A 22533-nucleotide genomic window follows, 5' to 3' on the forward strand; every position below is an offset into this window, starting at 1 on the left:
CAACAAGGAAAGGCGTGTTACGATGAACCCTATGAAGCCCTGGATGTCTTGGACGCTATTCTTCTTTGCCGCTGCCTTGATCGCATTCTTCAGCGGTGAGCAGTGGAACACCCGACTTATCGTGTTCCTGATTCTGACAATTCCGATTGTCATCTGGGCGGTGCGACAGATCAAGAAGGCTCAGACACCGTCGCGTTAATGGGTTCACGGCCTAATTCCAGCCACCCATGGCGCCGGGCATATTTCAGCACCTGCCTCAGGCAGACAATCTCCTGATGAAGTGTGCTGCGGGCAGGGGGCTTGCCGTTGCGAGGCCGTTTGGCGAGTTCGGTAGGCTCGCCAACCTTCGGCTTGCTGAAGCTGCCCTTAGTCATTCGGTCGATTCGGTAGTCCTGAATCATCCCGGAAGTGATCTCTGTCAGAACCTTATTGCCGAAGAAGGGTATCAGATAGAGGTCGAGTCGGTCGCGATGCCGCTGGAGATAGACAGGGCTGCGATGCCCTTCGGTGAGTATCTTGAATTCCACATAGAAACGCTCAGCCGCAAATTGAAAGGTCTTGCCGGTCTTGATCTCGCCCCGTGCAGCCTTGCCTGCGAGGGTCAGATACCAGTCCTCGGCCACGTCCTTCGCCTGAGCCAGTGAAGTCTGCTTGGTGCTGTGGCGGTGTTGCGCGCCGCCGATGCTGGCCCGGCAATGCCACCGCTTGCTGTTTGGCCGCTGGAAGAGCTGTACCTTGCCGCCAAGGATTTCGTGGATAGCCTCCGCCATAGGGTAGCGCCTCCTGCTGCGCTAAAATGTGCTAGCTGTGTGCTAACCTCATTGCCCTATAAAAATGGCAGAAAACTGGGAAAAATCAAGTAAAATCAGTGCTTTTAAGTCCCTGGCGTCTACCATTCCGCCACGTCCGCATATGTTCGATGCGCTTGCCACAGCATGAAAGCCGCCGCAACGCCCGGTTGCGGCGGCTTGTGCATGCCGGTACTGAAAGCGGGCGTATCAGTCGGCGTTCAGCCGGACCCGCATTTCCTTGCCTGCCTTGAAATAGGGTACGCGCTTGCCCGGAACTTCCACGGTTTCGCCAGTGCGCGGGTTGCGTCCCTTGCGCGCATCGCGTTCGCGCGTGGAAAATGCGCCAAAACCACGCAGTTCCACCCGTCCCCCTTCGGCGAGCCGCTTGGCGATCTCGTCAAAGAATACATCGACCACGCGTTCGATTTCCTCGCTGCGCATGCCTGGGCTCTCTTTTGCGAGCGCCTGCAACAGCTCCGACCTTATCATTCGATACCCTCCGCCAGACGCCCGCAGGCGTCCCCCAATTGACGATCCCTGCGCCCGAACCCCCGAACGGCCGCATTCTGCGATCCTGCCACGCGGGAACCGGCATTACAATCGATGGATATCGACTTTATGGTACAGAATTGGACCGTTTCAGGCCATTTCTGCAAGGTCTGCCGCCTTCAGGCCAAGCAAACGCATCCGCGCGGCAATTTCGGGCCATTCATCGCGAAGAAACGACTCGCGCTCCCGTGCCCGCAAGGCAGCTACCGCACCGGCGGCCACGAACATGCCGATCCCGCGCTGCACGGTCACCAGGCCTTCGTCCTGAAACTGCTGGTACGCCTTGGCCACCGTCAAGGGATTGGCACCCTGTTCGGCTGCAAAGGCGCGCACGGATGGCAGCATCGTGCCCTCGGCATAGCGACCCTCAAGGATACCGATGCAGATCTCGTCACGCAGGCGCAGATATACGGGGCGGTAAGCACTGCTCATGGGTGATGCACTGCCATAATACAGCGAGGCGCACAATGGCGGCGTTCCCCGCGCCAGTGGCGTCAGCCCGGAATGGTTGCGATTGAAAATAGTTTCTTGCCGTTTGCGTTCGTGCCACTAATGCCGGTCAGCCTTGCGCAGGAGAGGCGCACGGCAACCGCCAACAAAGACGAGAACGCCCGCCGCATGGCTCAGGACAACATCAGCGCACCCGCCATTCCGCAGCAGTCGCATGGAGACTGGTTTGGCCATCCGGCCCAGTTGAAGCGCCTGTTCACCACCGAGATGTGGGAACGGTTCGGCTATTACGGCATGCGGGCGATCCTCACGCTCTACCTGGCCAAGCATTTCCTGTTCAACGACACGACCAGCACCGGCATTTATGGCGGATTCACGGCGCTGGTCTATCTTACCCCGCTGATCGGCGGATTGATGGCGGATCGCTATCTCGGCTCGAAGCGCTCGGTGAAGTTCGGCGCGATCCTGATGGCGCTGGGCTATTTCATGCTCTGCTTCGGTGGCGATGCGGCGCGGCCCTATGCCACGATTGACGGCCAGCGTTATGACGTGAGCATTTCCGAAACCGGCGGCGACGAAGTCCGCTCGCTCGAAATGGGCGGACAGCGCCTCGAAATCATCGGGAACGAGGACAAGTCGGTCTCGCTGAAGGCCGCAGACGGTACGGAAGCACGGCGGATTGCGGCCGGCGGCTTTGAGTCCGATGGCGAACGGTCCCCCTTCTACGTCGCCGTGCTGCTGATCGGTCTGTCGATCGTCACTGTCGGCAACGGCTTCTTCAAGCCCAATATCTCCACGATCGTCGGAACGCTTTATGCCGAAGGCGACAGGCGGCGCGATGCCGGGTTCACCATCTTCTACATGGGCATCAACCTCGGTTCGCTGATTTCGCAGTTCTTCTGCCCGATCCTGGCTGAAGCGGTGGGCTGGTGGGCGGGCTTCGGCCTTGCCGCGCTGGGCATGACCTTCTCGTGGCTGCTGGTCCAGTTCGATGGCGGGCGCCTCGATGGATACGGCGAAAGACCTGTGGGTGCCGATGCCAGCAAGGACTGGCTGATTTATGGAGCAGCGCTGGTGTGCGTCCCGCTGTTCTGGCTCCTGTTCATGAACCTGATGGCCTACGTTCCCCCACAAGCGGGCGAAGGCCTTGCCGGGTACGTTCTTGGCCTGCCGATCATGGGCAAGCTGATGTTCGGCACCTTCCTGATCGCAGTTCCGGGTATTCTGATCTGGGCGCTGACGGCAGGCAACCGCGTCGAATTCCAGATGATGGTCGCAGCAATGGTGCTGATCGTCTTCAACACCGTGTTCTGGACGTTGTTCGAACAGGCCGGTTCCTCGCTCACCCTGTTTGCCGAACGCAACACCATGCTGGAAGTGGGCTGGACACGCCCGCTCTTCGCAATGTTCCAGTCAATCCAGGCCAGTTATTACGTTTTCTTCGCCGTGCTTCTGGGCGGCCTGGGCTGGGCGCTGGCCTGGTTCTTCGGACAGGGTGAGGTTGCGGCAACACGGACGAAGCTCAACATCGGCTTTGCCCTTGTCATGATCGCGGGCTTTCTTGGCATGGTCTATGCGCGCGCGCGCGGCTTCGGCAGCGATAGCGTCTATGTCATGCCGGCAGGACAGACACAGATCTTCAATGCCTTGTTCATCGTCACGCTGGCCCCGCTGTTCAGTGTGATGTGGAACGTGCTGGCGCGACGCGGGCTGGAACCGTCAATCCCGCTCAAGTTCGCCATCGCGCTGATGGGCGTGGGCGGCGGGTTTCTGCTGCTCGTATGGGGTTCGCAGTTCGCCGACGCCCAGTTCAAGGTCGGACTTGTCTGGCTCGCCGGACTTTACCTTATCCATTCGATGGCCGAACTTTGCATTTCGCCGGTCGGCCTCTCGATGATCACCAAGCTTTCCATGGCCCGCATCGTGGGCATGATGATGGGCGTGTGGTTCCTGTCCATCGCCGTCGCGCAATATGTGGCAGGGCTGGTCGCACAGGTCGCCAGCGTCGAGACGGTCGGCGGGCAGGTCACCAACCTCAAGGTCAGCCTCGATACTTATGTCGGTGTGTTCACCACCATCGGCTGGGTTTCGGTCGGCATCGGTTTGGTACTGCTGATCGTTGCCGTCCCGCTCCGAAAGCTGATGCACGGGGTAACCTGACCTGCAAATCGCCATGCCACACGCGATTTCAGCGCTCTGGAATGCGCTTTTTCACAGCGCACCGAACAATCCATCCGATACGACACATTTTGTGTCTGATCATTTGACGGTTTCCGTATCGCATGGAGTTAATTTGTATTAACCCTGCATCAACTACTTTCTGCTCTTAGGGCCAAGGTGGTTATACATAAAAATTCAATCGGTATTACAAATGCTTAGAGATGTAGTCCCGATAACAACAATAGAATTGTTCGGGTAGGAAAGGTGAGGCCGGTGGACAACACCCACATCCATCTGACCATAGCGATGGCCAGTTTCGTTCTTTCACACTTCCTGATGTCAGGCCCGCTGCGACGGACACTTGTATCTGCCATGCGCGAACAGGGCTTCGCGCTATTCTATTCGATGGTTTCGCTTTGCACTCTTACTTGGGGCATCGTCGCGTTTGACCGCGCCTTGTCAACCACGCCTGTATGGGACGGCACTCATCCATTGCCCTGGCTGCTGGGCAGTGTGCTGACGATCGTTTCACTGGCGTTGCTGCTGCCATCCTTCGTCCGCAATCCGGCTCTGCCCGGCGTCAAGGCGGCAGGCCTTGGCACTGTCATCCCGACCGGGGTGTTCAAAATCACCCGTCACCCGATGATGTGGGCATTCAGCTTGTGGGCGATCGGGCACATCATCGTGGCCCCCGAATTGCGCATGTTCATTTTCATGGGTTCGATCATTCTTATCGCACTGCTTGGATCGCACTTTCAGGACAAGCGCAAAGTGGCGCAGAACAATCGCGAATTCGGGCCATGGCAGCGCCGCACCACGTTCTGGCCGGATGTGCGCCAGTTCGGACGAATCGGCATCGTGTGGCTGATCGCCGTGGTCTTGTGGTTTCTCGCCACGACGCTGCACTGGGAATTGTTCGGCATCCCGGCAGGTCTCTGGCTGCTGTTCCGTTAGAGCCTGATGACCTTGCGCGCGCGAACCATTCAGGCCCGCGCTTCGCTGACCCCGGCGCTGTTATGCCGCAGCGCCTTCAGCACTGTGTCGACGATGTTCGGCGCATTGAGACCCGCCTCGTCATATTGCTTGTCCGGCGTGTCGTGGTCCTGGAACACGTCGGGCAGGCGCATCGTGCGGATCTTCAGGCCTGCATCGGTCAGGCCCTCGTCGCTCGCCATGGTCAGCACGTGGGCGCCAAGCCCTCCGATGGAGCCTTCCTCGACCGTGACGATAACTTCATGCGTGGTCATCAACTGGCGAATCAGCGCTTCGTCCAGCGGCTTGGCAAAGCGCAAATCGGCAACCGTGGTGGAAAGGCCCTTGGCCTCCAGCTGGTCCGCCGCCTTGAGCGCCTCGGCCAGCCGTGTGCCGAGCGAAAGCAACGCAACCTTGGTGCCGTGCCGCACGATCCGGCCCTTGCCGATTTCAAGCCGCTCAGGCACGGCGGGCATGGCAACGCCGGTGCCGTTACCGCGCGGATAGCGGAAGGCAATCGGCCCGCTATCGTGGCAGGCGGCGGTATAGGTCATGTGAACCAGTTCCGCCTCGTCAGCCGCCGCCATCACCACCAGATTGGGCAGCGTGGCAAGGTACGTGATGTCGAACGATCCGGCATGGGTTGCGCCATCGGCACCCACCAGCCCCGCCCGATCGATCGCAAAGCGCACCGGCAGGTTCTGGATCGCGACATCATGCACCACCTGGTCGAACGCGCGTTGCAGGAACGTGGAATAGATCGCGCAGAACGGGCGCATGCCTTCGGCGGCAAGCCCTGCTGCAAAGGTCACCGCGTGCTGTTCGGCAATGCCCACATCGAAGGTGCGTTCAGGGTGCGCCCTGGCAAACTTGTCCACGCCCGTACCGCCGGGCATGGCAGCGGTGATCGCGCAAATGCGCGGATCGCTGTCCGCCAGCATGGAAAGCGTCTCGCCGAACACGTTCTGATAGGCGGGCGCGGTGGCCTTGGCCTTGACCTGCTCGCCCGTCACCACATCGAACTTCTGGACGCCGTGATACTTGTCAGCCGCCGCTTCGGCCGGACCGTAGCCCTTGCCCTTCTGCGTCACCACGTGGATCAGGCACGGCCCTTCGGCAGCATCGCGCACGTTTTCCAGCACCGGGATCAACTGTTCGATATTGTGCCCGTCGATAGGGCCGACATAATAGAAACCCAGTTCCTCGAACAGTGTGCCGCCCATGGCCATGCCGCGCGCGAACTCGTCGGTCTTGCGGGCGGCTTCGTGCAGCGGACGTGGCAATTTGCGCGAAAGGCGCCGCGCGATTTCGCGCAGGCTCAGGAACGGACGCGACGATACCAGCCGCGCGAGATAGGCCGAAAGCCCGCCCACCGGGGGCGCGATCGACATGTCGTTGTCATTCAGGATAACGACAAGCCGATTGCCCGCGCCCTGGGCGTTGTTCATGGCCTCATAGGCCATGCCTGCGCTCATCGCGCCATCGCCGATCACCGCGATGCCCTTGCCGGGGCGGTCGGTCAGCTTGTTGGCGATCGCAAAGCCGAGTGCAGCGGAGATCGAGGTCGAGGAATGCGCGGTGCCGAACGGATCGTATTCGCTTTCGCTGCGCTTGGTAAAGCCCGAAAGCCCGCCGCCCTGCCGCAAGGTGCGAATGCGGTCGCGCCTGCCGGTCAGGATCTTGTGCGGATAGGCCTGGTGGCCCACGTCCCATACCAGCCTGTCTACCGGCGTATCGAACACATAGTGCAGCGCAACGGTGAGCTCCACCACACCCAGCCCTGAACCGAGATGGCCGCCAGTCGTCCCGACGGCGGAAATCATTTCGCTGCGCAGTTCGTCCGCCAATTGGCGGAGCTGCGATGGCGCAAGCTTGCGGAGATCTGCGGGCGTGCTGACGGTGTCTAGCAACGGGGTTGCCGGTTCTGGACTCATCCCACTGCCCTTACACATGTGCAAAGCCGGTGTCGAACACGATCAGCCGGATTCAAGCTGCCCGAAATGCCGCCTCACAGCGCCTCGCCCCTGGCGCATTCGGCGCAGTGCCCGCGAATCTCCACGACGGGCCGTACTTCGGCAAAGCCGGCCGATTGCGCGGCTTGCCGCAGCGCCCCGGTCAGCCGGTCGTCATCGATATGCACGGCCGATCCGCACACGTCGCAGATCAGGAAGATGCAATCGTGGCGACAGCCGGGATGGCTGTTGGCAACATAGGCATTCGCGCTTTCCACCCGCCGCGCCAGATTGGTCCGCACGAAAAGGTCGAGGATGCGATATACCGAATTGGCTGCAACCCGCTTGCCCCGGCCGGTGCCGACGCTTTCGGCAATGTCATAGGCCGAGGCGGGTTTTTCACACCCGGCGAGGGCTTCGAACACATCCGAGCGCATATCGGTCCATTGCTCGCCCGCCGCCACCAAGGCGTCGCGCGCAGCAAGGACCAGCTTCTCGCCAGCGAAATCGTGATGGTGATGGTGGCCTGACATGATCCCTAGATAGGGGGCCTGCCGCACCAGCGCAAATCAGTTGCGCGTGAAGATCGGCTTGTACAGATCGGGGAACATCCGCTTCAGCGCCGTGACCTTGGGCGCGTCCCAGCGGCGGATATAGCCGTGGTCCGGGTTGTTCGCCATGAAATCCTGATGATAGCTTTCGGCCGGGTAGAACGCCTTGTAAGGCTCCACCGTCGTCACGATCGGCTGCTTCCACAGATCCAGTCGCTTCAACTGGGCTAGATACCCCGCCGCAACCCGCGCCTGTTCCTTGTCCAGCGGCACCAGCGCGTTGCGGTATTGCGATCCGTGGTCCGGTCCCTGGTAATTGAGCTGCGTGGGGTTGGCGCCCACCGCAAAGAACACGCGCAGAAGCTGATCGTAGCGGATCTTCGAAGGATCGTACGTCACCCGCACGGCTTCGGCATGGCCGGTACGCCCGTTTCCGACAGTGTCGTAATCGGCATCCTTCTTCGATCCGCCGTGGTAGCCCGATACGACGCTGCTCACGCCCTTCAGATGGCTGAACACCGCCTCGATGCCCCAGAAGCAGCCGCCTGCAAACACCGCGACCTTCTTGCCCGGCGCCTCGTTGGCCTGCACCGCCGCAGCGGGCGTAGCCATCACGCCTTCGGCCAGAGCGGGCTGCTGGCAAGCGGCGGTCATGATCCCCACCGCTGTCAGGACGGCAAGGATCGGACGCTTCATGTTACTGTGCAACCTGCTGTGTGGTGGACGAAGAGGCAAAGGCGGTGGCTCCGGCGGTCATGCCCATGACGGCAGCCCCCATCAGGAAACCAAAGGCCAGCGAGCGGAAAAAGTCAGGCTTGAACAGGCCCATGGTCGTGCTTTCTTGTCGTGTTTTCGTATCGTCGTGGCCTGCATGGCGCATGCTGCCTTAACGTGCAGTGACGCCATGCACAGGCGTTCGCCTATTCCGAGAATCATTCAGCAGGCCGTTGCGCATGTGCGACAGGCCGAGTCAGGCTCGCAGTTGCACCCACACCGGCGCATGATCGCTGGCCTTTTCGCGCCCGCGATAGTCCTTGTCCACGCCCGCGCTCACCATCCGGTCTGCCAGTTCGGGCGAAAGCAGGGCATGATCGATGCGGAATCCGTGATCGCGCTGCCACGCGCCCGCCTGATAATCCCAGAACGTCCACACCCCGCCCTGCGGGTTGAGCGTGTCGATCGCATCGGTCCACCCGTCATTGAGCAACCGGCGATAGGCATCGCGCGATCCGGGTTGCATCAGCGCATCATCGGCCATCGCCTTGACCGAATAGGTGTCTTTGTCTTCGGGGATCACGTTGTAATCGCCGATCACCATTGCCGGCACTTCCTCCGCCGCAATCGCCTTCATCCGGGCGCGCAGCCGCTCCATCCAGCGCAGTTTGTAATCGAACTTCGGCCCCGGCTGCGGATTGCCGTTGGGCAGATAGATGCACACCACGCGCAGGCCGAAGACGTCGGCTTCAAGATAGCGCGAATGCTCGTCCTCCGGCTCCCCGGCCAGCCCGCGCTGCACTTCCACAGGCTTTTGCCCATCGGCAAGGATCGCCACGCCGTTGAAGCCCTTCTGTCCGTGCCAGATCGCATGATAGCCGATCTTCTCGAACTCGGCCGCCGGGAAGCCTTCGTCCTGCGTCTTGATCTCCTGCAGGCAGGCGATGCCGGGCCGGGTTTCCTCCAGCCATTCGAGCAGGCGCGGCAGGCGGGCCTTGATCCCGTTGATGTTGAACGATGCAACCTTGATCATATCGCGAAGCTGGACCCGCACCCGCACCCCGAAGCCGCCTGCGGGTTGCTCACCCGGAAGGCCGCGCCGCCCAGCGATTCGACATATTCCACCACGCTGCCTTCCAGCAGGTCGAGGCTGACCGAATCGACCAGCAGCTTCACACCATCGGTTTCGGTAACCGTATCATCCGCTTCGGGTGCATCGGCGAGACCGAATTTGTATTGAAAGCCCGAACAGCCGCCCCCCTCTACCGAAAGCCGGAGGATCGCAGGCTTCGCCTGCTTGGCGGCAATGGTGGCCACGCGCGCGGCGGCGCTGGGAGCGAGCGAGATGACAGGTTCGGACATGGACCCAAGATAGGAGCGATAGCGCCAAACCTCAACGTCCGAGACGTCAACGATTCCGCTCATCCTCCAGCGGGTCGAGGATCGATTCATCATGGCCGGTCCCGCTGGACAGGAACACCAGCCCCATCAGCGCCGCCATCAGCATGATCGTCAGTCCGACACCCAACGCCGTGGCGATGTAGAAATGGACCGAAACGAACCCGATCCACGAATACAACAGCGCCAGAACCAGTATCACCACCGCTGCGGTGAACCCGCCCATCCACTTCATCAGCAAGCGATAGCGCGCCCACGCGAAACTTGCGTTGTGCGGATCGTCCAGGGGGGATCGGCCTGCCATCGATATGGTCCTTTTCGCATCGCGAATAGTGGCGGGGAAATGGTGGAGGCAAGTGCTTTCGCAACGGCCGGATCGGTGGCATGATCCAGCAGGGAGACAAGCGGAACGCAAGACGCCCATAGGCGCATGTGACCGGTAACAGGATGGAGGATGCCATGACGATTGCACAGGTCATTGCCGGACGCAGCGAAGTGTGGAGCTGCAGCGCCGACGATTCGGTGTCGGATGCGGTCGATATGCTCGCCACGCACCGGATCGGCGCGCTTCCCGTGCGCGATGGCGACATCGGCGTGGCCGGGATATTTTCAGAACGCGACATGATGCGCTGCCTGCACAAGCACGGTGAAGCCGCGCTGCACATGAAAGTGCGCGACATGATGACCGCGCCGGTCATCACCATCACCCCGCAAACCAGTGTGCTCGAAGCGCTGGCCCTGATGACCCAGCGTCGTTTCCGCCATTTGCCCGTGGTCGAGGGCGGAAAGATGGTCGCCTTCGTTTCCATCGGTGATCTGGTCAAGCACCGCATCGACAAGATCGAGGCAGAAGCCGACGCGATGCGGGTCTATATCCAGCAGGCTTGATCCCAGCGCCCGGTGGCAGTGCCTCGCATTGCCGTCGTTCGTCGAAACTCTCTCCCCTTTCATCTGAAACCATCTACGGTTTCGCGCGAAGGGGAGATTCATGCATTTCAACCGCCGCACCGTGCTGACCGGAGCTGCCGCCACCGCCGCGCTTGCCGCCACCGTCCGCGCGCAAGTCCTGCCCCCTTCAGGCTTCGCCACGCCTTCGGGCACATTCCCCTTTGCCGCCGACGTCTATCGTGAACGCCGCGCCCGCCTGATGGCCACGCTCAAGGACGGCGTCGCGGTCATCCATGGCGCGAAGCGTGGGGCCACCAGCGGACCGGTCAGCCCGCCGTTCCATCAGAGCGGCGATTTCGCGTGGCTTACCGGCATCGTCGATGAACCCGGCGCGGTGCTGGTCCTTGCCCCGGCAGAGCGCCTCTATCGCGAATTCCTGCTGCTGCCTTCGCGCGATGTCGAAACCGAACGCTGGGATGTGGAACGTCTGCCGCTCGGCTCGCAGATCGAGGCGCGCACCGGCATCCAGCGGGTGCGCCGCACATCCGGCCTCGATGCGCTGGTTACCGGCATGGCCGCGCGCAGCCGCACCCTGCATTTCATGGGACCGATCGCCAGCGCCTCCAGCCCGGTCCCGGCGGCGCTTGACCTCTACAACCGCGTAATGGCACGCGTGCCCGGATGCACGCTAAAGGACCAGAGCGCGCTGCTGCCCGCGCTGCGCACGGTCAAGGAACCGCGCGAGCTTGATCTGATGCGCCGCGCCACCGCCGCCACGAAAGCAGGCCACCTCGCCGCGATGAAGGCCGTCCGTCCCGGCATGACCGAGCGCCAGTTGACCGCAATCCTCGAAACCGGCTTTCGCGAAGGCGGCGGGGAAGGGCTGTCCTACGATTCCATCGTCGCCACCGGACGCAACGCCGCCTCGCTCCATTATGCCCATGGCAATGCGGAGATCGGTGCCAGCGATCTGGTCCTGATCGATGCCGCCGCCGCTGTTGGCACATATGCCTGCGACGTTACTCGCACTTTCCCCGCATCGGGCAAATTCACCACGCAGCAACGCGCCGATTACGAACTGGTTCTTGCCGCGCAGGACGCCGCCGCGCGGATGCTCAAGGCAGGCGTGATGCACGAGGACATGACCGAAGCCGCCAGCGCTGTGTTCCGCAGGGCAGGACGCATTGATGACTTCACCCACGGCCTCGGCCATTTCGTCGGTCTCGATGTGCACGATGCTGGCGATTACGCCAAGCCACTGCCCGCAGGCGCGGTCCTGACCATCGAGCCCGGCCTCTACAACCAGCCCCTCAACCAAGGCATCCGCATCGAGGACATCTACCTCGTCACCGCCACAGGCGCCGAACGCCTCAGCACTGGCATCCCACGCACGGTCGACGAAATCGAAGCCTTCATGGCGCGGTGACGGCGCTTACCCCAAACGCGTTGCGACCAGTGCCTGGAGGTCCGCTTCGGGACGGGCGCCATAGTGCGAGATCACTTCCGCCGCGCAAATAGCCCCCAGCGTCAGACTCGCGGCCAGTGGCTTGCCCCGCACGTAGCCAAACAGGAATCCGGCGGCAAACAGATCGCCCGCGCCTGTCGTGTCGATCACCCTGGCGATCGGCTCGGCAGGCACATGGGCATGTTCGCCCCCGCTCATCGCGTGGGCGCCCTTTTCGCTGCGGGTGACGACCACGGTCGGCACTTTTGCGGAAAGATGCGCCAGTCCTGCGTCGAAATCGTCAATCCCGGTCAGCGCGGCCAGCTCGTGTTCGTTGGCAAACAGGATGTCGATTTGCCCAGCTTCGATCAGCGCGCGGAAATCATCGCCATGGCGCGAAATCACGAAAGGATCGGACAGCGTGAACGCGACCTTGCGCCCGGCCCCGCGCGCAGCGGCAATCGCGCGACGCATCGCCTTGCGCGGCTCTTCCGGGTCCCACAGATAGCCTTCGAGATAAAGCACACTTGCCGCCGCGATGGTCGCATCGTCCAGCGCTTCGGCGGGGAGGAATTGCGAGGCCCCCAGGAACGTGTTCATCGTGCGCTGCCCGTCGGGCGTCACGAAGATCAGGCAGCGCGCGGTCGGCGGTTCGTCCGTGCGCGCCGCCGTGTCGAACGCGATTCCCCCGGCGCGAATGTCATGCGCGAAAACTTCGCCCAGCTGGTCGTCTGCAACCTGGCCGATGAACGCGCATTTTGCGCCGAGCGCGGCCAGGCCCGCCAGCGTATTGGCCGCAGAACCGCCCGAAATCTCGCGCGCAGGACCCATCGCATCGTAGAGTTCGCGGGCGCGGTCCGTGTCGACCAGGGTCATCCCGCCCTTGGCCAGCCCCAGCGTCGCGATTTCGGCATCATCGCAGGGCGCCATGACATCGACGATGGCGTTGCCGATGGCGATGACGTCATAAAGCGGTTCGGACATTTGCGCTGTGGCTCCGTGCAAGGGCAGTATTTCAGGGTGATTTCGCGGCGGGCCTAGCGGCTTCGCCGGACTGCGGCAAGCGCATGCGATCAGCGCCGGACTGCACTGGCGATGCGCCCGGTGGTTGGCAGCAGCGTTGACCAAAGCGCACGGGCGCTCCATTCCCGCAGCGTGATCATGGTTCCCCACCGCTTCGTCCCCCATCGCTTCGCTGTCGCGCTTGCGGCGCTTGCGCTCGCCTCTTGCGGCGGCAGCGGCATGCCATCGGGCGGCAAGGCCCCGGTGCGCTCGGCTCCGCCCCCTGTCCGCACCACCGTACCACGCCCGGCGCCGGTCACGCGGCCATCGGCGCAAGTGCTGATGATTCCCGGCCTTGAAGGCGTGATCGGTGCCGATGCGCTGCAACTGGGCAAGGTCTTCGGCACACCGCGGCTCCACCTGATAGAGGATGATTCGCGCAAGATGCAGTGGACCGGCCCTGCCTGCATCCTCGACATCTACCTCTATCCGCAGCAAGGCGCATCACGCCCCACCGCGACATATGTCGATGCCCGGCGCGGCGATGGCCGCGAGGTTGATCGCGCGGCTTGCGTCGCCGCGCTCAGGAAGGCTCCGTAACCGCGCATCCGGGGGAGGGCGGGGCCAGGCTCCACGGCGCAAACGCCGGTACCCCTTCGCGCGATACGTCCGCCAGCGTATAGCGGTCAAGCACACCGAGAAACGCCGCCAGCGCTTCGGCCAGAACGCTGCTCAGCGCACAATCGGCCTTGAGCGCGCAACTGGCGCAATCGGCCAGACGCAACCCACGCTCAAGCCTGCGCACGACATCGCCCACGCGGATATCCGCAGCATCCCGTGCCAGCGCGATCCCGCCACTGCGCCCGCGCTGGGACTTGGCAAACCCTTCGCTGACCAGCGCCTGCGCCACTTTGGCGACATGGTGATAGCTCAATCCCTGCTCGGCCGAAAACGCAGGGAGAGACACCGCGCCGCCCTTGCGCGCCAGCACGATCAGCAGGCGCAATCCGAAATCGGTATGCTGGGTCAATTGCATGATCGCCAATGTCGAATTTCTGCTTGATTTAATCAAGTAGATTAAATACCAGTATTTACCTGATTGGAGATACCGCATGCGCACCGCTTCCGAACACGCCAAGTCGATCGTCAAGGCAACCGCCCCTGCCATTGAAAAGCACGGCGTTGCGATCACCACCGCCATGTACGCACGCCTGTTTCAAGATCCCGATGTCGCCGCCATGTTCGATCGTGCAGCGCAGGAAAGCGGCGAACAGCCCCGCCGCCTCGCAGGCGCAATCCTCGCCTACGCCAGAAATATCGACAAGCTTGAGAACCTCGGTCCGGCGGTCAACCGCATGGTCGCCCGCCATGTCGAAACCGGCGTGAAGGCAGAACACTATCCGCTGGTGGCGCAAGCCCTGCTGCCCGCCATTCGCGAAGTGCTCGGCGCGGATGTCGCCACCGACGAAGTTCTCGCCGCATGGGGCGAGGCGTACTGGATGCTCGCCGATATCCTGATTGCCGCCGAAGCAGAGGCTTACGCCAAAGCCTAAGCCCCCGCTCAGGCTTTGGCGACTGCCCGCCGGCTACCGCTCCCTACGGTAGCCAGCGGGTGTTTCCTTGGAACTTGGCCCTTACAGCTTGGGCAGCGTCACCCCGCGCTGGCCCATGTATTTGCCCGCACGGTCGGCATAGCTGACCTCGCACGGCTCGTTCCCTTTCAGGAACAGGAACTGACACGCGCCTTCGTTGGCATAGATCTTGGCGGGCAGGGGGGTGGTGTTGGAAAATTCCAGCGTCACGTGGCCTTCCCAGCCCGGTTCCAGCGGGGTTACGTTCACGATGATCCCGCAGCGCGCATAAGTGCTCTTGCCAAGGCAGATCACCAGCACATCACGCGGGATGCGGAAATATTCGACCGTGCGGGCCAGCGCGAACGAATTGGGCGGGATCACGCAGCAATCGGTCTTGCGATCGACCAGGCTCGCCCCGTCGAAATTCTTGGGGTCCACGATCGCCGAATCGACATTGGTGAAGATCTTGAACTCGTCGGCCACGCGCGCGTCATAGCCATAGGACGAAAGCCCATAGCTGATGCACCCATCACGCTTCTGGCTCTCGACAAAAGGCTCGATCATGCCCTCGCTCAGCGCGTGCTCGCGAATCCACTTGTCGGAAAGAATGGACAAAGTTGCTCCCCCGGAGTCGGTTCAGTTCAGGCTCGCCGGCCCGAATGCGTTGGGCAATAGCACTGACAGGCGCATTTCCACCACCTCGGTTTCGCCCACGCAGAGCACCAGCGGATCGGTCGCGCCCAGCGCTGCCAGTTCATTGAGTATCTGGCGGCACCGCCCGCAGGGACTGATCGCCGCATCCACCCGGCCAGCCATGCCGCCCAGCACCGCTACCGCCAGCAAACCACCGCGGCGCCCGGCGTGGGCGGCGATCGAACAGGCGACGGTCTCGGCACAGAGCGAGAGACCGTAACTGGCGTTTTCGAAATTCGCCCCTGTCACGATCGCCCCATCGTCGAACAGCAGCGCGGCGCCAACATGAAAGCCTGAATAGGGCGCATAGGCGGAACCCATCGCCCGGCGCGCGGCCGCGATCAGGTCTGCGCGGCGATCGGTCAGAACATCGCTCATCGCTGGACCACCACCCAGCGTATCGGCCCCGGCGCGGCTTTCAGCCGCAGGCGCGCGGTCGCCGTCCACATCACCCACGGTCGTCCGGCGTAGCCCGGCGCGATGAAATCCTGCGAAACCCAGATGTTGCGGTCGATCACGGCCGCCAGATGATACCGCTGCTCCAGTCCCCGCGAAACCATCAGGATCACCGGCTTTTCGGCATGCTTTTCCACCTGATTGAGGAAGGTGGTCAATTCGCTCTGCATCTGCGCCTCGCCCGGCGCTTCGGGGCAGGTTCGCGAATCGATGTCGAGTGCGATGGCTGGCGGCAGCAATTCAGGATCGCGCGGCACCACCGTCACGAAATTCGCCGCCTGTGCCCCAGCCGGGGCGCACAGATCATAGACATGCACCGCGCCGACCTGCATCCCGCGCCCACGCGCCGCCTCGACGCCCTCGGCAAAGGCGCCATCACGCATGGCAACGCCTTCGCTGGCGGTAAGATAGGCAAAGTCGGCACCCGCTGCCCGCAACAGCCGCCAGTCTACCGCGCCATCGTCATCGCTCAACCACGCGCCCTGCACGGGATAGTCGGCACGATCCGGCAACCATGTGCGCGCCTTCCACCAGGCAAATCCCGCCGCGATCAGCGCCAGCAGCAGCAATGCCGCAGCCATGCGCCTTCGCGCCGTGTTTCGTTTCTTCGCCATGATGAAGTTTGCGCGCCCCGATATTCACTTCGGCAGAATCATGCCGGGATTTATGTCATCCCTTGATATGCAGCACGCAGATCAGGGTAAAGAGCCGCCGCGCGGTCGGGAAATCGGTTTCGATCTTGCCATCCAGCCGCTCCAGCAGCATTTCAGCTGCCTCGTTGTGAACACCGCGGCGGGCCATGTCGATGGTTTCTATCTCGGTCGCGGTGGCCTTGCGAATCGCCTGATAGTAACTGTCGCAGATTGCGAAATATTCGCGAATTGGCCGCCGGAACCGGCCAAGCCCCAGAATCACCGTTTCCAGCGCGGTTCCGGCCTCGTCCGCCATCGCCATGACCAGCCGCCCGTCATCCACGGCAAGCTTCAGCCGGTAAGGGCCTGCATGGCCAGCCTCGAATGCGCGCAATGGTTTGAACGTGTTTTCTTCGATCAGGTCGAAGATCGCGATGCGGCGCTCCTGCTCGATATCGGCATTTCGCCTGATAATCGTCGTTTCGTCCAGCTCGATATGCGAGATGCGCGGGTCGCCCATGAATGCCCTGTGTTGCAGAGGCGAAACGCGCGGGCAAGGATTTTACCGATTCCCTCCCCGCTATCCACAACCCTGGCCCGTTGCCCCCGGTCACCCGGTCGGGCACAGTGCGCGTCATGTCAGCCAGCGAAGCCATCCTGTCCCGCGAACCGTCCGAGATTCGCGCCCTTCCTTCCAACGTCGAAGCCGAAGCCGCCTTCCTCGGCGCGGTCCTGATCGACAATCGCATTCTCGAAGAACTGCAAACCCCGCTGAAGCCGGAGCACTTCTTCGCCGCCGTGCATGGCCGGGTTTACGAACGTATCCAGGCCCTGATTGATCGCAAGGCCGTGGTCACGCCGGTCACGCTCAAGCCCTATTTCGAAACCGATGAAGGTCTCAAGGAACTGGGCGGCACCGCCTATCTCGCGCGCCTCACGGCTGACGGGCAGGGCCTGCTCAATCCGCGCGAGCTGGCCGAACAGGTCTATGACCTCGCCCTGCTGCGCGAACTCATCACCGTCGGGCGCAATCTTGTCGAAGGTGCGCTCGATACCAGCGATTCGGTCGCCCCGCTCGAACAAGTCGAAAAAGCCGAAGCCGCGCTCTATGCCGTGGCCGAAGGCGCGCAGACCGGCAGCGAGGCGCAAAGCTTCGGCGCAGCCACCCGCACATCGCTTGAGATGATCGAAAAGGCGCTGCTTTCGGGCGGCCACATTTCAGGCAAGACCACGGGCCTCACCTCAGTCAACGAAAAGATCGGTGGCCTGCATGATTCGGACCTGATCATCCTCGCCGGGCGCCCCGGCATGGGCAAGACCTCGCTCGTCACCAACATCGCGTTCAATGCGGCAGACCGCCTGCGCCGCGACATGGACGATGGCATCGCGCTCAAGGATTCGGTTGGCGCGGGCGTTGCTTTCTTCAGTTTGGAAATGAGCGCGGACCAGCTCGCCACGCGTATCCTTGCCGAACAATCGGGCATCAGTTCCGAAGCGCTGCGCATGGGCCGCATCAGCCGTGAGGATTTCCAGCAGCTTTCCTTCGCCAGCCAGCGTCTGGCGGAATTGCCGCTCTATATCGATGATACCCCGGCGCTGACCATAGGCGCACTGCGCGCCCGCGCCCGCCGTCTCAAGCGCCGCCACGATATCGGGTTGATCGTGGTCGATTACCTTCAGCTCTTGCAGGGTTCGGGCCGCTCTGGCGATAATCGCGTCAACGAAATCTCGGAAATTTCCCGCGGATTGAAGACCTTGGCCAAGGAACTGTCGGTTCCGGTGATTGCCCTGTCACAGCTGTCCCGTGCGGTCGAACAGCGCGACGACAAGCGCCCGATGCTGTCAGACCTTCGTGAATCAGGCTCGATCGAGCAGGACGCCGACATGGTGTGGTTCGTCTTCCGCGAGGATTACTACGTCGCGGCCAAGGAACCCAAGGTGCCCCAAGGCAGCGACGATGCAAAAACGCAGGAAGCCCACGCCGCATGGCAGGCGGAAATGGAGCGCGTCTACGGCCTTGCCGAACTGATCGTGGCCAAGCAACGCCATGGCTCCACCGGCAAGGTCCGCCTGCGCTTCGAAGCCAAGGTCACCCGCTTCAGCGACCTCGCGCCGGATGATCTGCGCGCCAACTCTTACGGAAGTGATGAATAGCAGATTTCGTCTGCCATGGCCCAATTCGGGCATGCCGCCTTTCTGTATATATGGACAAGGTATTGCACCGCGTTATCGTGCCGACCATGAGACACAAGATCGAACGATACCAGCGAGCGATCAAGGGACTTGTTGTTTCCGTACTGCTCCGATTCAAGGGCGTTAAAGTCGCCGACCGGGTCGTGATCGAAGGTCGTTCGCCATTCATCGTTCCTGACGGTGATCTCTATCTTGGTTCCCGTATCAGCTTCCGCTCGTTGTATGGCACCATACGGATCATCATCCGGGGTGGGGCGCGCCTGTCGATCGGAGCGCGATGTTTCATAAACAACGGTTGCAGCATCGAGAGTTTCAGTGACGTTGAAATCGGAGACCATTGCCTGATCGGTGACAGTGTCCAGATCATGGACAACAACTATCATCAGATCAGCGAAGGCTCTCTCCCGCGCGTAGCCCGCGTCCGAATCGGCAGAAACGTCTGGCTGGCCAACCGATGCCTTATCCTTGCCGGCGTGGAAATCGGCGATCATAGCGTGGTCGGCGCCGGCGCGGTCGTGACGAAGTCCTTTCCGCCACGGTCCATCATCGGCGGAAATCCCGCGCGCCTGATCGGGCAGGTCCAGTGTTCGGATGACTGGATCAGAAGATAGGACAGTGTGCTTCCGCTCTGCCATCTTCCCGCATTGCCGGGTCATGCTGACATTCCTGGGGATCACGGCAAATCCTTGACTTTTCCACAACTGCGGCCTAGCAGCCGTTCTTTCCATCTTTACCAGTATATCGGAGTGCCCGGATGGCGCGCGTTACCGTCGAAGATTGCGTCGACAAGATTCCCAACCGTTTCGATCTCGTCCTTCTTGCGGCAGAGCGCGCCCGCGCGATCTCCGGCGGTTCGGAACTGACCGTCGATCGCGATCGCGACAAGAACCCGGTCGTCGCGCTGCGCGAAATCGCAGAAGAAACTATCCGTCCAACGGTGCTCAAGGAAAACCTGATCCAGTCGCTGCAACGCGTCCTGCCTGACGATGATGACGAAGTCGATGAAATCGGCTCGCTCTCGCAGTCGGCCGAAGCTCTGCGCATCACCGCTGCGGCGCCAGTGCGCAACACGTCGCTCGGCGCTGACTACGACGGCTGATTTCAAGCGAAATCACTGTTTTGGCAAAAAGCCCGCAGTGCAGACTGCGGGCTTTTTTGTCGCAAGCGGCCTTCAGGTGTTTTCCAGTTCCACCGCCATCAGATCCCAGACCTTGTTGATCCCCTCCAACGGGCGCACCATCATCTTGAAGTCGACGATCCGCCCCTCCAGATCGAAGCGGATCAGATCGATGCCATTCACTTTCACCCCGTCTATCTCGCACTCGAATTCCAGGCACGTCTCCGGCCCGTCGACCAGCTCGCGCACATAACGGAAAGTGCCATTGCCGAAGACCTGGCCCACTGCCGTCAGGTACATCAGCACCTTCTCGCGTCCGGCCTGCGGGGTGTGGGCCACCGGTGAATGAAACACCGCATCATCGGCGACCAGTTCATCCAGAAGAGCTGGATCGCTGCCCAACATATAGCGGTGCCACGCTGCCAGTCCCAGTTTCATGCCACGTCTCCCGTCAGGTTGGTGATCGAACAGTGGAGCAAGGCAGGCGGCGCGGCATTGATCCGGCGCAACCCGTCCGTGCGTTATCCCAGATAGCGGGCGAAGAAATCACGCGTCCGGCGATCAGCCAGTTCCGCGCCCTGTTCATCGCGGCGCTTTCCCATTTCCGCCGCGAACCCGTGGTCCAAGCCCGCGTAATCATGCAGCGTGACCTTCGGATGGGGGTCGAGCGCGGCATGGATCGCCGCCTGTGCCTCTGCACTGACAAGATGGTCCGCGGTAGGAATGTGCAGCATCAACGGATTGGCGATCGCGTGCGATTCGCCCAGCATCTGGTCGATCATCACGCCATAATAGCCCACCGAAGCATCGATATCGGTACGGGTCGCCGTCATATAGGCCATCCGCCCGCCAAGGCAGAAGCCGACCAGCCCGACCTTCGATATCCCTTCATAGTCCCGCAGAAAGCGAATCGCCGCCTCGATATCCTGCACGCCCTTGTCAGGATCATATTGCCCGAAATATCCGAATGCCTCTTCCATCTGCTCCGGCACGTCCGGGTCCAGTTCGACGCCAGGCGCAAACCGCCAGAAGATATCCGGCGCCAATGCCATATAGCCAAGATCGGCCCAGACCTTGCACTTGTGACGGATACCGGGATTTACACCGAAAATTTCGGGCACGACGATGATCGCCGCGCGGATCGGTCCTTCCGGCACGGCAAGATATCCCGGAATTTCGCCTTCATCGTGCATCGCTGCAAACGTGATATTCTCGCCCATGATCGCTCATCCTGTGCACTGGTATCTTTGGTCTGATGCCATGTTGGCCCCGACCGTGGACTTTGCCAAGCTTGCATGACACTGTTGCCTCAACGACGATTGGTGAAGGATGCTCCCATGAAAATGACGGTGGAAGTCGATTGTACCCCGGAAGAAGCGCGCCGCTTTCTCGGCCTTCCCGATGTTTCCAAGGCCAATGAGCTGTATGTCGACAACATCGCCAAGGCGATGCAGGGCGTGACCAGCATCGAACAGTTGCAGGGCTATATCAAGCAGGTCGCACCGATGGGGGAAATGGGCCTCAAGCTTTTCCAGCAGGTTATGGAACAGGGCGGCATGGGGGCATTCACCGGAAAGAAACCGAAGGCCTGACGCGCGCCGGATGATCCTGTAGGGGGAGGCCGTGACCGACACGATATTTGCCTTGTCCTCTGGCCAGCCCCCCGCCGGAATTGCGGTGATCCGCATCAGCGGATCGCAATCCGGGTCCGCACTCGAAGCGCTCGCGCGGAAGCTTCCGCCCCCGCGCCGCGCCACTCTCGCCACACTGCGCGATCCGCAGGATAACACCCTGCTGGATCGGACCGTGATCCTGTGGCTTCCGGGGCCGGGCACCGCCACGGGCGAAGACAGCGCCGAACTGCATCTCCACGGCGGCCGCGCAGTCGTCGCGGCCGTCGAATCCGCCCTCGCGAAAGTTCCCGGCTTGCGCCGCGCCCAGCCTGGCGAATTCACCCGCCGCGCCTTTGCCCATGGCCGGATAGACCTCGCCGAAGCCGAGGGTCTTGCCGATCTGCTCTCTGCCGAAACCGAACTGCAACGCCGCGCGGCTCTCGCCATGGCCGATGGTGCGCTCTCGCGCGAGGTGGCCCGATGGCGCGATGCCTTGCTGCACTTGTCGGCAAGGCTCGAAGCAGCGCTCGACTTTTCGGACGAAGATGATGTCGGAGAAGGGGAGTCGGCACTGCCCAGCGGCTTCACAGCAGACTGCACCGCGCTTCTGCATGACCTTGAATCATGGCTGTCCCGCCCCCGCGCCGAACCCTTGAAAGAGGGCTTTCGCGTCGTCCTCGCCGGGCCGCCCAACGCGGGCAAGTCCACCTTGTTCAATGCGCTCGTCGATCACGAGGCCGCGATCACCGCCGCTGAGCCGGGCACCACGCGCGATGTCCTGACGCATTCCTGCGCGCTCGACGGCATCGCGTTCACGTTCGTTGACACCGCCGGACTGCGCGATGAAGGAGCTGGCGAGATCGAGCGCATCGGCATCGCCCGCGCCCGCGCCGCAGCAGAGCGCGCGGACCTGATCCTCTGGCTCGGCCCCGAAGGACAGGGACCGCACGGACGCCCGCTCTGGGAAATTGCCGCGCAATGCGATGCGCCGCATGCACCGGCCAAGTCCAACGGCCTGCGCCTTTCCGCTCACACGGGCGAGGGCATGGCCCCGTTCCGCGAAGCCCTTGTGGCTTACGCGCGCAACGCACTCCCCGCTCCCGGCGAAGCAGCCCTCAACCAGCGCCAGCATGCCCTGCTTTCCGACGTCGCCTCCGCGCTTGCCGACAGTTGCGCCCACACCGATCCACTGCTCGCCGCCGAACACCTCCGGCTCGCCCGCCGCGCGCTCGATGCGCTCGTCGGTCGCACCGGCACCGAAGACATGCTCGACGCCCTGTTCGGCCGCTTCTGCATCGGCAAGTGAACATCCATCTTCACGCACAATGTTCCACGTGAAACACTGCCTGCCACCAATCCAAATCTTTGACGCGAATCTCCAACT

At 62.2% G+C, this 22533-nt stretch carries 30 protein-coding genes; 12 read left to right on the forward strand and 18 right to left on the reverse strand.

Going from position 1 to position 22533, the window contains the following annotated elements; translation table 11 throughout:
* Nucleotides 1-31: 31 nt before the first annotated feature.
* Nucleotides 32-199, forward strand: a complete 168-nt coding sequence (locus LUA85_RS17830; RefSeq protein ID WP_231466483.1) for a hypothetical protein — start codon at nucleotides 32-34, stop codon at nucleotides 197-199.
* Here LUA85_RS17830 and LUA85_RS17835 read toward each other — a convergent pair.
* The 3 genes from LUA85_RS17835 to LUA85_RS17845 form a co-directional block, all read right to left on the reverse strand.
* Nucleotides 171-770 (reverse strand): hypothetical protein, encoded by a 600-nt coding sequence (locus tag LUA85_RS17835; RefSeq protein ID WP_231471637.1) that lies wholly within the window; start codon nucleotides 768-770, stop codon nucleotides 171-173. The genes LUA85_RS17830 and LUA85_RS17835 overlap by 29 nt on opposite strands.
* A gap of 228 nt (nucleotides 771-998) precedes the next feature.
* On the reverse strand, nucleotides 999-1280 hold the full coding sequence (locus tag LUA85_RS17840) for an integration host factor subunit beta (RefSeq protein ID WP_231471638.1): 282 nt from the start codon (nucleotides 1278-1280) through the stop codon (nucleotides 999-1001).
* A 150-nt stretch (nucleotides 1281-1430) separates the two neighbouring features.
* Nucleotides 1431-1772 (reverse strand): GntR family transcriptional regulator, encoded by a 342-nt coding sequence (locus LUA85_RS17845; protein WP_231471639.1) that lies wholly within the window; start codon nucleotides 1770-1772, stop codon nucleotides 1431-1433.
* Between the two features lie 186 nt (nucleotides 1773-1958).
* Here LUA85_RS17845 and LUA85_RS17850 point away from each other — a divergent pair, with 186 nt between their 5' ends.
* Together LUA85_RS17850 and LUA85_RS17855 are read left to right on the forward strand one after the other, a co-directional pair.
* The gene (locus LUA85_RS17850) at nucleotides 1959-3950 is read left to right on the forward strand and encodes a peptide MFS transporter (protein WP_231471928.1); all 1992 of its coding nucleotides are present in this window, start codon (nucleotides 1959-1961) and stop codon (nucleotides 3948-3950) included.
* A 273-nt stretch (nucleotides 3951-4223) separates the two neighbouring features.
* Nucleotides 4224-4904 carry an NnrU family protein gene (locus LUA85_RS17855; protein WP_231471640.1) on the forward strand — a complete coding sequence of 227 codons (681 nt, stop codon included), beginning with the start codon at nucleotides 4224-4226 and terminating at the stop codon, nucleotides 4902-4904.
* 29 nt (nucleotides 4905-4933) lie between these two features.
* On the opposite strand, the gene dxs is transcribed toward LUA85_RS17855, so the two are convergent.
* From dxs to LUA85_RS17890, 7 genes are all read right to left on the reverse strand, one after another.
* Nucleotides 4934-6856, reverse strand: coding sequence for a 1-deoxy-D-xylulose-5-phosphate synthase (dxs, locus tag LUA85_RS17860; RefSeq protein WP_231471641.1), 1923 nt, complete (start codon nucleotides 6854-6856; stop codon nucleotides 4934-4936).
* 74 nt (nucleotides 6857-6930) lie between these two features.
* Nucleotides 6931-7407, reverse strand: coding sequence for a Fur family transcriptional regulator (locus LUA85_RS17865; protein WP_231471642.1), 477 nt, complete (start codon nucleotides 7405-7407; stop codon nucleotides 6931-6933).
* A gap of 36 nt (nucleotides 7408-7443) precedes the next feature.
* Nucleotides 7444-8121, reverse strand: a complete 678-nt coding sequence (gene msrA / locus LUA85_RS17870; protein ID WP_231471643.1) for a peptide-methionine (S)-S-oxide reductase MsrA — start codon at nucleotides 8119-8121, stop codon at nucleotides 7444-7446.
* A gap of 1 nt (nucleotide 8122) precedes the next feature.
* Nucleotides 8123-8305, reverse strand: coding sequence for a hypothetical protein (locus tag LUA85_RS17875; RefSeq protein WP_231471644.1), 183 nt, complete (start codon nucleotides 8303-8305; stop codon nucleotides 8123-8125).
* 90 nt (nucleotides 8306-8395) lie between these two features.
* Nucleotides 8396-9172: an exodeoxyribonuclease III gene (gene xth / locus LUA85_RS17880; RefSeq protein ID WP_371823703.1), complete on the reverse strand. Its 777-nt coding sequence runs from the start codon at nucleotides 9170-9172 to the stop codon at nucleotides 8396-8398.
* The gene (locus LUA85_RS17885) at nucleotides 9169-9501 is read right to left on the reverse strand and encodes an iron-sulfur cluster assembly accessory protein (RefSeq protein ID WP_231471930.1); all 333 of its coding nucleotides are present in this window, start codon (nucleotides 9499-9501) and stop codon (nucleotides 9169-9171) included. Before LUA85_RS17885 ends, xth begins: the two co-directional genes overlap by 4 nt.
* 46 nt (nucleotides 9502-9547) lie before the next feature.
* On the reverse strand, nucleotides 9548-9841 hold the full coding sequence (locus LUA85_RS17890; protein ID WP_231471645.1) for a hypothetical protein: 294 nt from the start codon (nucleotides 9839-9841) through the stop codon (nucleotides 9548-9550).
* Nucleotides 9842-9996: 155 nt separating this feature from the next.
* On the opposite strand from LUA85_RS17890, the gene LUA85_RS17895 reads away from it, so the two are divergent.
* Together LUA85_RS17895 and LUA85_RS17900 are read left to right on the forward strand one after the other, a co-directional pair.
* On the forward strand, nucleotides 9997-10425 hold the full coding sequence (locus LUA85_RS17895) for a CBS domain-containing protein (protein WP_231471646.1): 429 nt from the start codon (nucleotides 9997-9999) through the stop codon (nucleotides 10423-10425).
* Nucleotides 10426-10525: 100 nt separating this feature from the next.
* Nucleotides 10526-11851, forward strand: coding sequence for an aminopeptidase P family protein (locus tag LUA85_RS17900; protein WP_231471647.1), 1326 nt, complete (start codon nucleotides 10526-10528; stop codon nucleotides 11849-11851).
* A gap of 6 nt (nucleotides 11852-11857) precedes the next feature.
* Here LUA85_RS17900 and LUA85_RS17905 read toward each other — a convergent pair whose 3' ends face one another.
* On the reverse strand, nucleotides 11858-12853 hold the full coding sequence (locus LUA85_RS17905; RefSeq protein ID WP_231471648.1) for an adenosine kinase: 996 nt from the start codon (nucleotides 12851-12853) through the stop codon (nucleotides 11858-11860).
* A gap of 177 nt (nucleotides 12854-13030) precedes the next feature.
* Here LUA85_RS17905 and LUA85_RS17910 point away from each other — a divergent pair, with 177 nt between their 5' ends.
* Nucleotides 13031-13471 carry a hypothetical protein gene (locus LUA85_RS17910; RefSeq protein WP_231471931.1) on the forward strand — a complete coding sequence of 147 codons (441 nt, stop codon included), beginning with the start codon at nucleotides 13031-13033 and terminating at the stop codon, nucleotides 13469-13471.
* On the opposite strand, the gene LUA85_RS17915 is transcribed toward LUA85_RS17910, so the two are convergent.
* Nucleotides 13455-13907, reverse strand: coding sequence for an Rrf2 family transcriptional regulator (locus LUA85_RS17915; RefSeq protein WP_231471649.1), 453 nt, complete (start codon nucleotides 13905-13907; stop codon nucleotides 13455-13457). The genes LUA85_RS17910 and LUA85_RS17915 overlap by 17 nt on opposite strands.
* A 76-nt stretch (nucleotides 13908-13983) precedes the next feature.
* Between LUA85_RS17915 and LUA85_RS17920 the strand changes: the two genes are divergently transcribed.
* A complete protein-coding gene (locus tag LUA85_RS17920) occupies nucleotides 13984-14424 on the forward strand; it encodes a globin domain-containing protein (protein WP_231471650.1) in 441 nt (146 codons plus the stop codon).
* An 81-nt stretch (nucleotides 14425-14505) separates the two neighbouring features.
* On the opposite strand, the gene dcd is transcribed toward LUA85_RS17920, so the two are convergent.
* From dcd to LUA85_RS17940, 4 genes are read right to left on the reverse strand one after another with little or no spacing between them, the layout of a single operon-like run.
* Nucleotides 14506-15060, reverse strand: coding sequence for a dCTP deaminase (dcd, locus tag LUA85_RS17925; protein WP_231471651.1), 555 nt, complete (start codon nucleotides 15058-15060; stop codon nucleotides 14506-14508).
* Nucleotides 15061-15081: 21 nt separating this feature from the next.
* Complete coding sequence (locus LUA85_RS17930; protein WP_231471652.1) at nucleotides 15082-15516, reverse strand: cytidine deaminase; 435 nt, start codon at nucleotides 15514-15516, stop codon at nucleotides 15082-15084.
* Entirely contained in the window at nucleotides 15513-16208 is a 696-nt protein-coding gene (locus LUA85_RS17935) for a glycoside hydrolase family 25 protein (protein ID WP_231471653.1), read from the reverse strand. The genes LUA85_RS17930 and LUA85_RS17935 overlap by 4 nt, the downstream gene beginning before the upstream one ends.
* A 55-nt stretch (nucleotides 16209-16263) precedes the next feature.
* Complete coding sequence (locus tag LUA85_RS17940) at nucleotides 16264-16746, reverse strand: UPF0262 family protein (RefSeq protein WP_231471654.1); 483 nt, start codon at nucleotides 16744-16746, stop codon at nucleotides 16264-16266.
* Nucleotides 16747-16862: 116 nt separating this feature from the next.
* Here LUA85_RS17940 and LUA85_RS17945 point away from each other — a divergent pair, with 116 nt between their 5' ends.
* The 3 genes from LUA85_RS17945 to rpoZ all read left to right on the forward strand — a co-directional run bounded on the left by LUA85_RS17945 (nucleotide 16863) and on the right by rpoZ (nucleotide 19518).
* Complete coding sequence (locus LUA85_RS17945) at nucleotides 16863-18380, forward strand: replicative DNA helicase (RefSeq protein WP_231471932.1); 1518 nt, start codon at nucleotides 16863-16865, stop codon at nucleotides 18378-18380.
* Between the two features lie 404 nt (nucleotides 18381-18784).
* Entirely contained in the window at nucleotides 18785-19030 is a 246-nt protein-coding gene (locus LUA85_RS21750; protein ID WP_371823733.1) for a DapH/DapD/GlmU-related protein, read from the forward strand.
* A 143-nt stretch (nucleotides 19031-19173) separates the two neighbouring features.
* Nucleotides 19174-19518, forward strand: coding sequence for a DNA-directed RNA polymerase subunit omega (gene rpoZ / locus LUA85_RS17955; RefSeq protein ID WP_231471655.1), 345 nt, complete (start codon nucleotides 19174-19176; stop codon nucleotides 19516-19518).
* A 72-nt stretch (nucleotides 19519-19590) separates the two neighbouring features.
* Here rpoZ and LUA85_RS17960 read toward each other — a convergent pair whose 3' ends face one another.
* Entirely contained in the window at nucleotides 19591-19974 is a 384-nt protein-coding gene (locus LUA85_RS17960; protein WP_231471656.1) for a nuclear transport factor 2 family protein, read from the reverse strand.
* Between the two features lie 83 nt (nucleotides 19975-20057).
* Entirely contained in the window at nucleotides 20058-20756 is a 699-nt protein-coding gene (locus tag LUA85_RS17965) for a dienelactone hydrolase family protein (protein ID WP_231471657.1), read from the reverse strand.
* Between the two features lie 117 nt (nucleotides 20757-20873).
* Between LUA85_RS17965 and LUA85_RS17970 the strand changes: the two genes are divergently transcribed.
* Nucleotides 20874-21128 carry a DUF6489 family protein gene (locus LUA85_RS17970; RefSeq protein ID WP_231471658.1) on the forward strand — a complete coding sequence of 85 codons (255 nt, stop codon included), beginning with the start codon at nucleotides 20874-20876 and terminating at the stop codon, nucleotides 21126-21128.
* A gap of 31 nt (nucleotides 21129-21159) precedes the next feature.
* Nucleotides 21160-22455: a tRNA uridine-5-carboxymethylaminomethyl(34) synthesis GTPase MnmE gene (mnmE, locus tag LUA85_RS17975; protein ID WP_231471659.1), complete on the forward strand. Its 1296-nt coding sequence runs from the start codon at nucleotides 21160-21162 to the stop codon at nucleotides 22453-22455.
* Nucleotides 22456-22533: the final 78 nt, after the last annotated feature.

Source organism: Novosphingobium sp. CECT 9465 (genome assembly GCF_920987055.1).
In the GTDB taxonomy this organism is placed as follows: domain Bacteria; phylum Pseudomonadota; class Alphaproteobacteria; order Sphingomonadales; family Sphingomonadaceae; genus Novosphingobium.

Coding starts and splice junctions, on each gene's coding strand:
- LUA85_RS17895 (WP_231471646.1), top strand. CDS start 9,997: ATGACGATTGCACAGGTCATTGCCGGACGCAGCGAAGTGTGGAGCTGC.
- LUA85_RS17920 (WP_231471650.1), top strand. CDS start 13,984: ATGCGCACCGCTTCCGAACACGCCAAGTCGATCGTCAAGGCAACCGCC.
- LUA85_RS17935 (WP_231471653.1), bottom strand. CDS start 16,208: ATGGCGAAGAAACGAAACACGGCGCGAAGGCGCATGGCTGCGGCATTG.
- LUA85_RS17835 (WP_231471637.1), bottom strand. CDS start 770: ATGGCGGAGGCTATCCACGAAATCCTTGGCGGCAAGGTACAGCTCTTC.
- LUA85_RS17845 (WP_231471639.1), bottom strand. CDS start 1,772: ATGAGCAGTGCTTACCGCCCCGTATATCTGCGCCTGCGTGACGAGATC.
- LUA85_RS17970 (WP_231471658.1), top strand. CDS start 20,874: ATGAAAATGACGGTGGAAGTCGATTGTACCCCGGAAGAAGCGCGCCGC.
- LUA85_RS17890 (WP_231471645.1), bottom strand. CDS start 9,841: ATGGCAGGCCGATCCCCCCTGGACGATCCGCACAACGCAAGTTTCGCG.
- rpoZ (WP_231471655.1), top strand. CDS start 19,174: ATGGCGCGCGTTACCGTCGAAGATTGCGTCGACAAGATTCCCAACCGT.
- LUA85_RS17875 (WP_231471644.1), bottom strand. CDS start 8,305: ATGCGCCATGCAGGCCACGACGATACGAAAACACGACAAGAAAGCACG.
- LUA85_RS17865 (WP_231471642.1), bottom strand. CDS start 7,407: ATGTCAGGCCACCATCACCATCACGATTTCGCTGGCGAGAAGCTGGTC.
- xth (WP_371823703.1), bottom strand. CDS start 9,172: ATGATCAAGGTTGCATCGTTCAACATCAACGGGATCAAGGCCCGCCTG.
- LUA85_RS17940 (WP_231471654.1), bottom strand. CDS start 16,746: ATGGGCGACCCGCGCATCTCGCATATCGAGCTGGACGAAACGACGATT.
- dxs (WP_231471641.1), bottom strand. CDS start 6,856: ATGAGTCCAGAACCGGCAACCCCGTTGCTAGACACCGTCAGCACGCCC.
- LUA85_RS17910 (WP_231471931.1), top strand. CDS start 13,031: ATGGTTCCCCACCGCTTCGTCCCCCATCGCTTCGCTGTCGCGCTTGCG.
- LUA85_RS17900 (WP_231471647.1), top strand. CDS start 10,526: ATGCATTTCAACCGCCGCACCGTGCTGACCGGAGCTGCCGCCACCGCC.
- LUA85_RS17885 (WP_231471930.1), bottom strand. CDS start 9,501: ATGTCCGAACCTGTCATCTCGCTCGCTCCCAGCGCCGCCGCGCGCGTG.
- LUA85_RS21750 (WP_371823733.1), top strand. CDS start 18,785: ATGGACAACAACTATCATCAGATCAGCGAAGGCTCTCTCCCGCGCGTA.
- LUA85_RS17850 (WP_231471928.1), top strand. CDS start 1,959: ATGGCTCAGGACAACATCAGCGCACCCGCCATTCCGCAGCAGTCGCAT.
- LUA85_RS17960 (WP_231471656.1), bottom strand. CDS start 19,974: ATGAAACTGGGACTGGCAGCGTGGCACCGCTATATGTTGGGCAGCGAT.
- LUA85_RS17840 (WP_231471638.1), bottom strand. CDS start 1,280: ATGATAAGGTCGGAGCTGTTGCAGGCGCTCGCAAAAGAGAGCCCAGGC.
- LUA85_RS17965 (WP_231471657.1), bottom strand. CDS start 20,756: ATGGGCGAGAATATCACGTTTGCAGCGATGCACGATGAAGGCGAAATT.
- LUA85_RS17915 (WP_231471649.1), bottom strand. CDS start 13,907: ATGCAATTGACCCAGCATACCGATTTCGGATTGCGCCTGCTGATCGTG.
- LUA85_RS17905 (WP_231471648.1), bottom strand. CDS start 12,853: ATGTCCGAACCGCTTTATGACGTCATCGCCATCGGCAACGCCATCGTC.
- LUA85_RS17830 (WP_231466483.1), top strand. CDS start 32: ATGAAGCCCTGGATGTCTTGGACGCTATTCTTCTTTGCCGCTGCCTTG.
- LUA85_RS17945 (WP_231471932.1), top strand. CDS start 16,863: ATGTCAGCCAGCGAAGCCATCCTGTCCCGCGAACCGTCCGAGATTCGC.
- msrA (WP_231471643.1), bottom strand. CDS start 8,121: ATGAAGCGTCCGATCCTTGCCGTCCTGACAGCGGTGGGGATCATGACC.
- LUA85_RS17930 (WP_231471652.1), bottom strand. CDS start 15,516: ATGAGCGATGTTCTGACCGATCGCCGCGCAGACCTGATCGCGGCCGCG.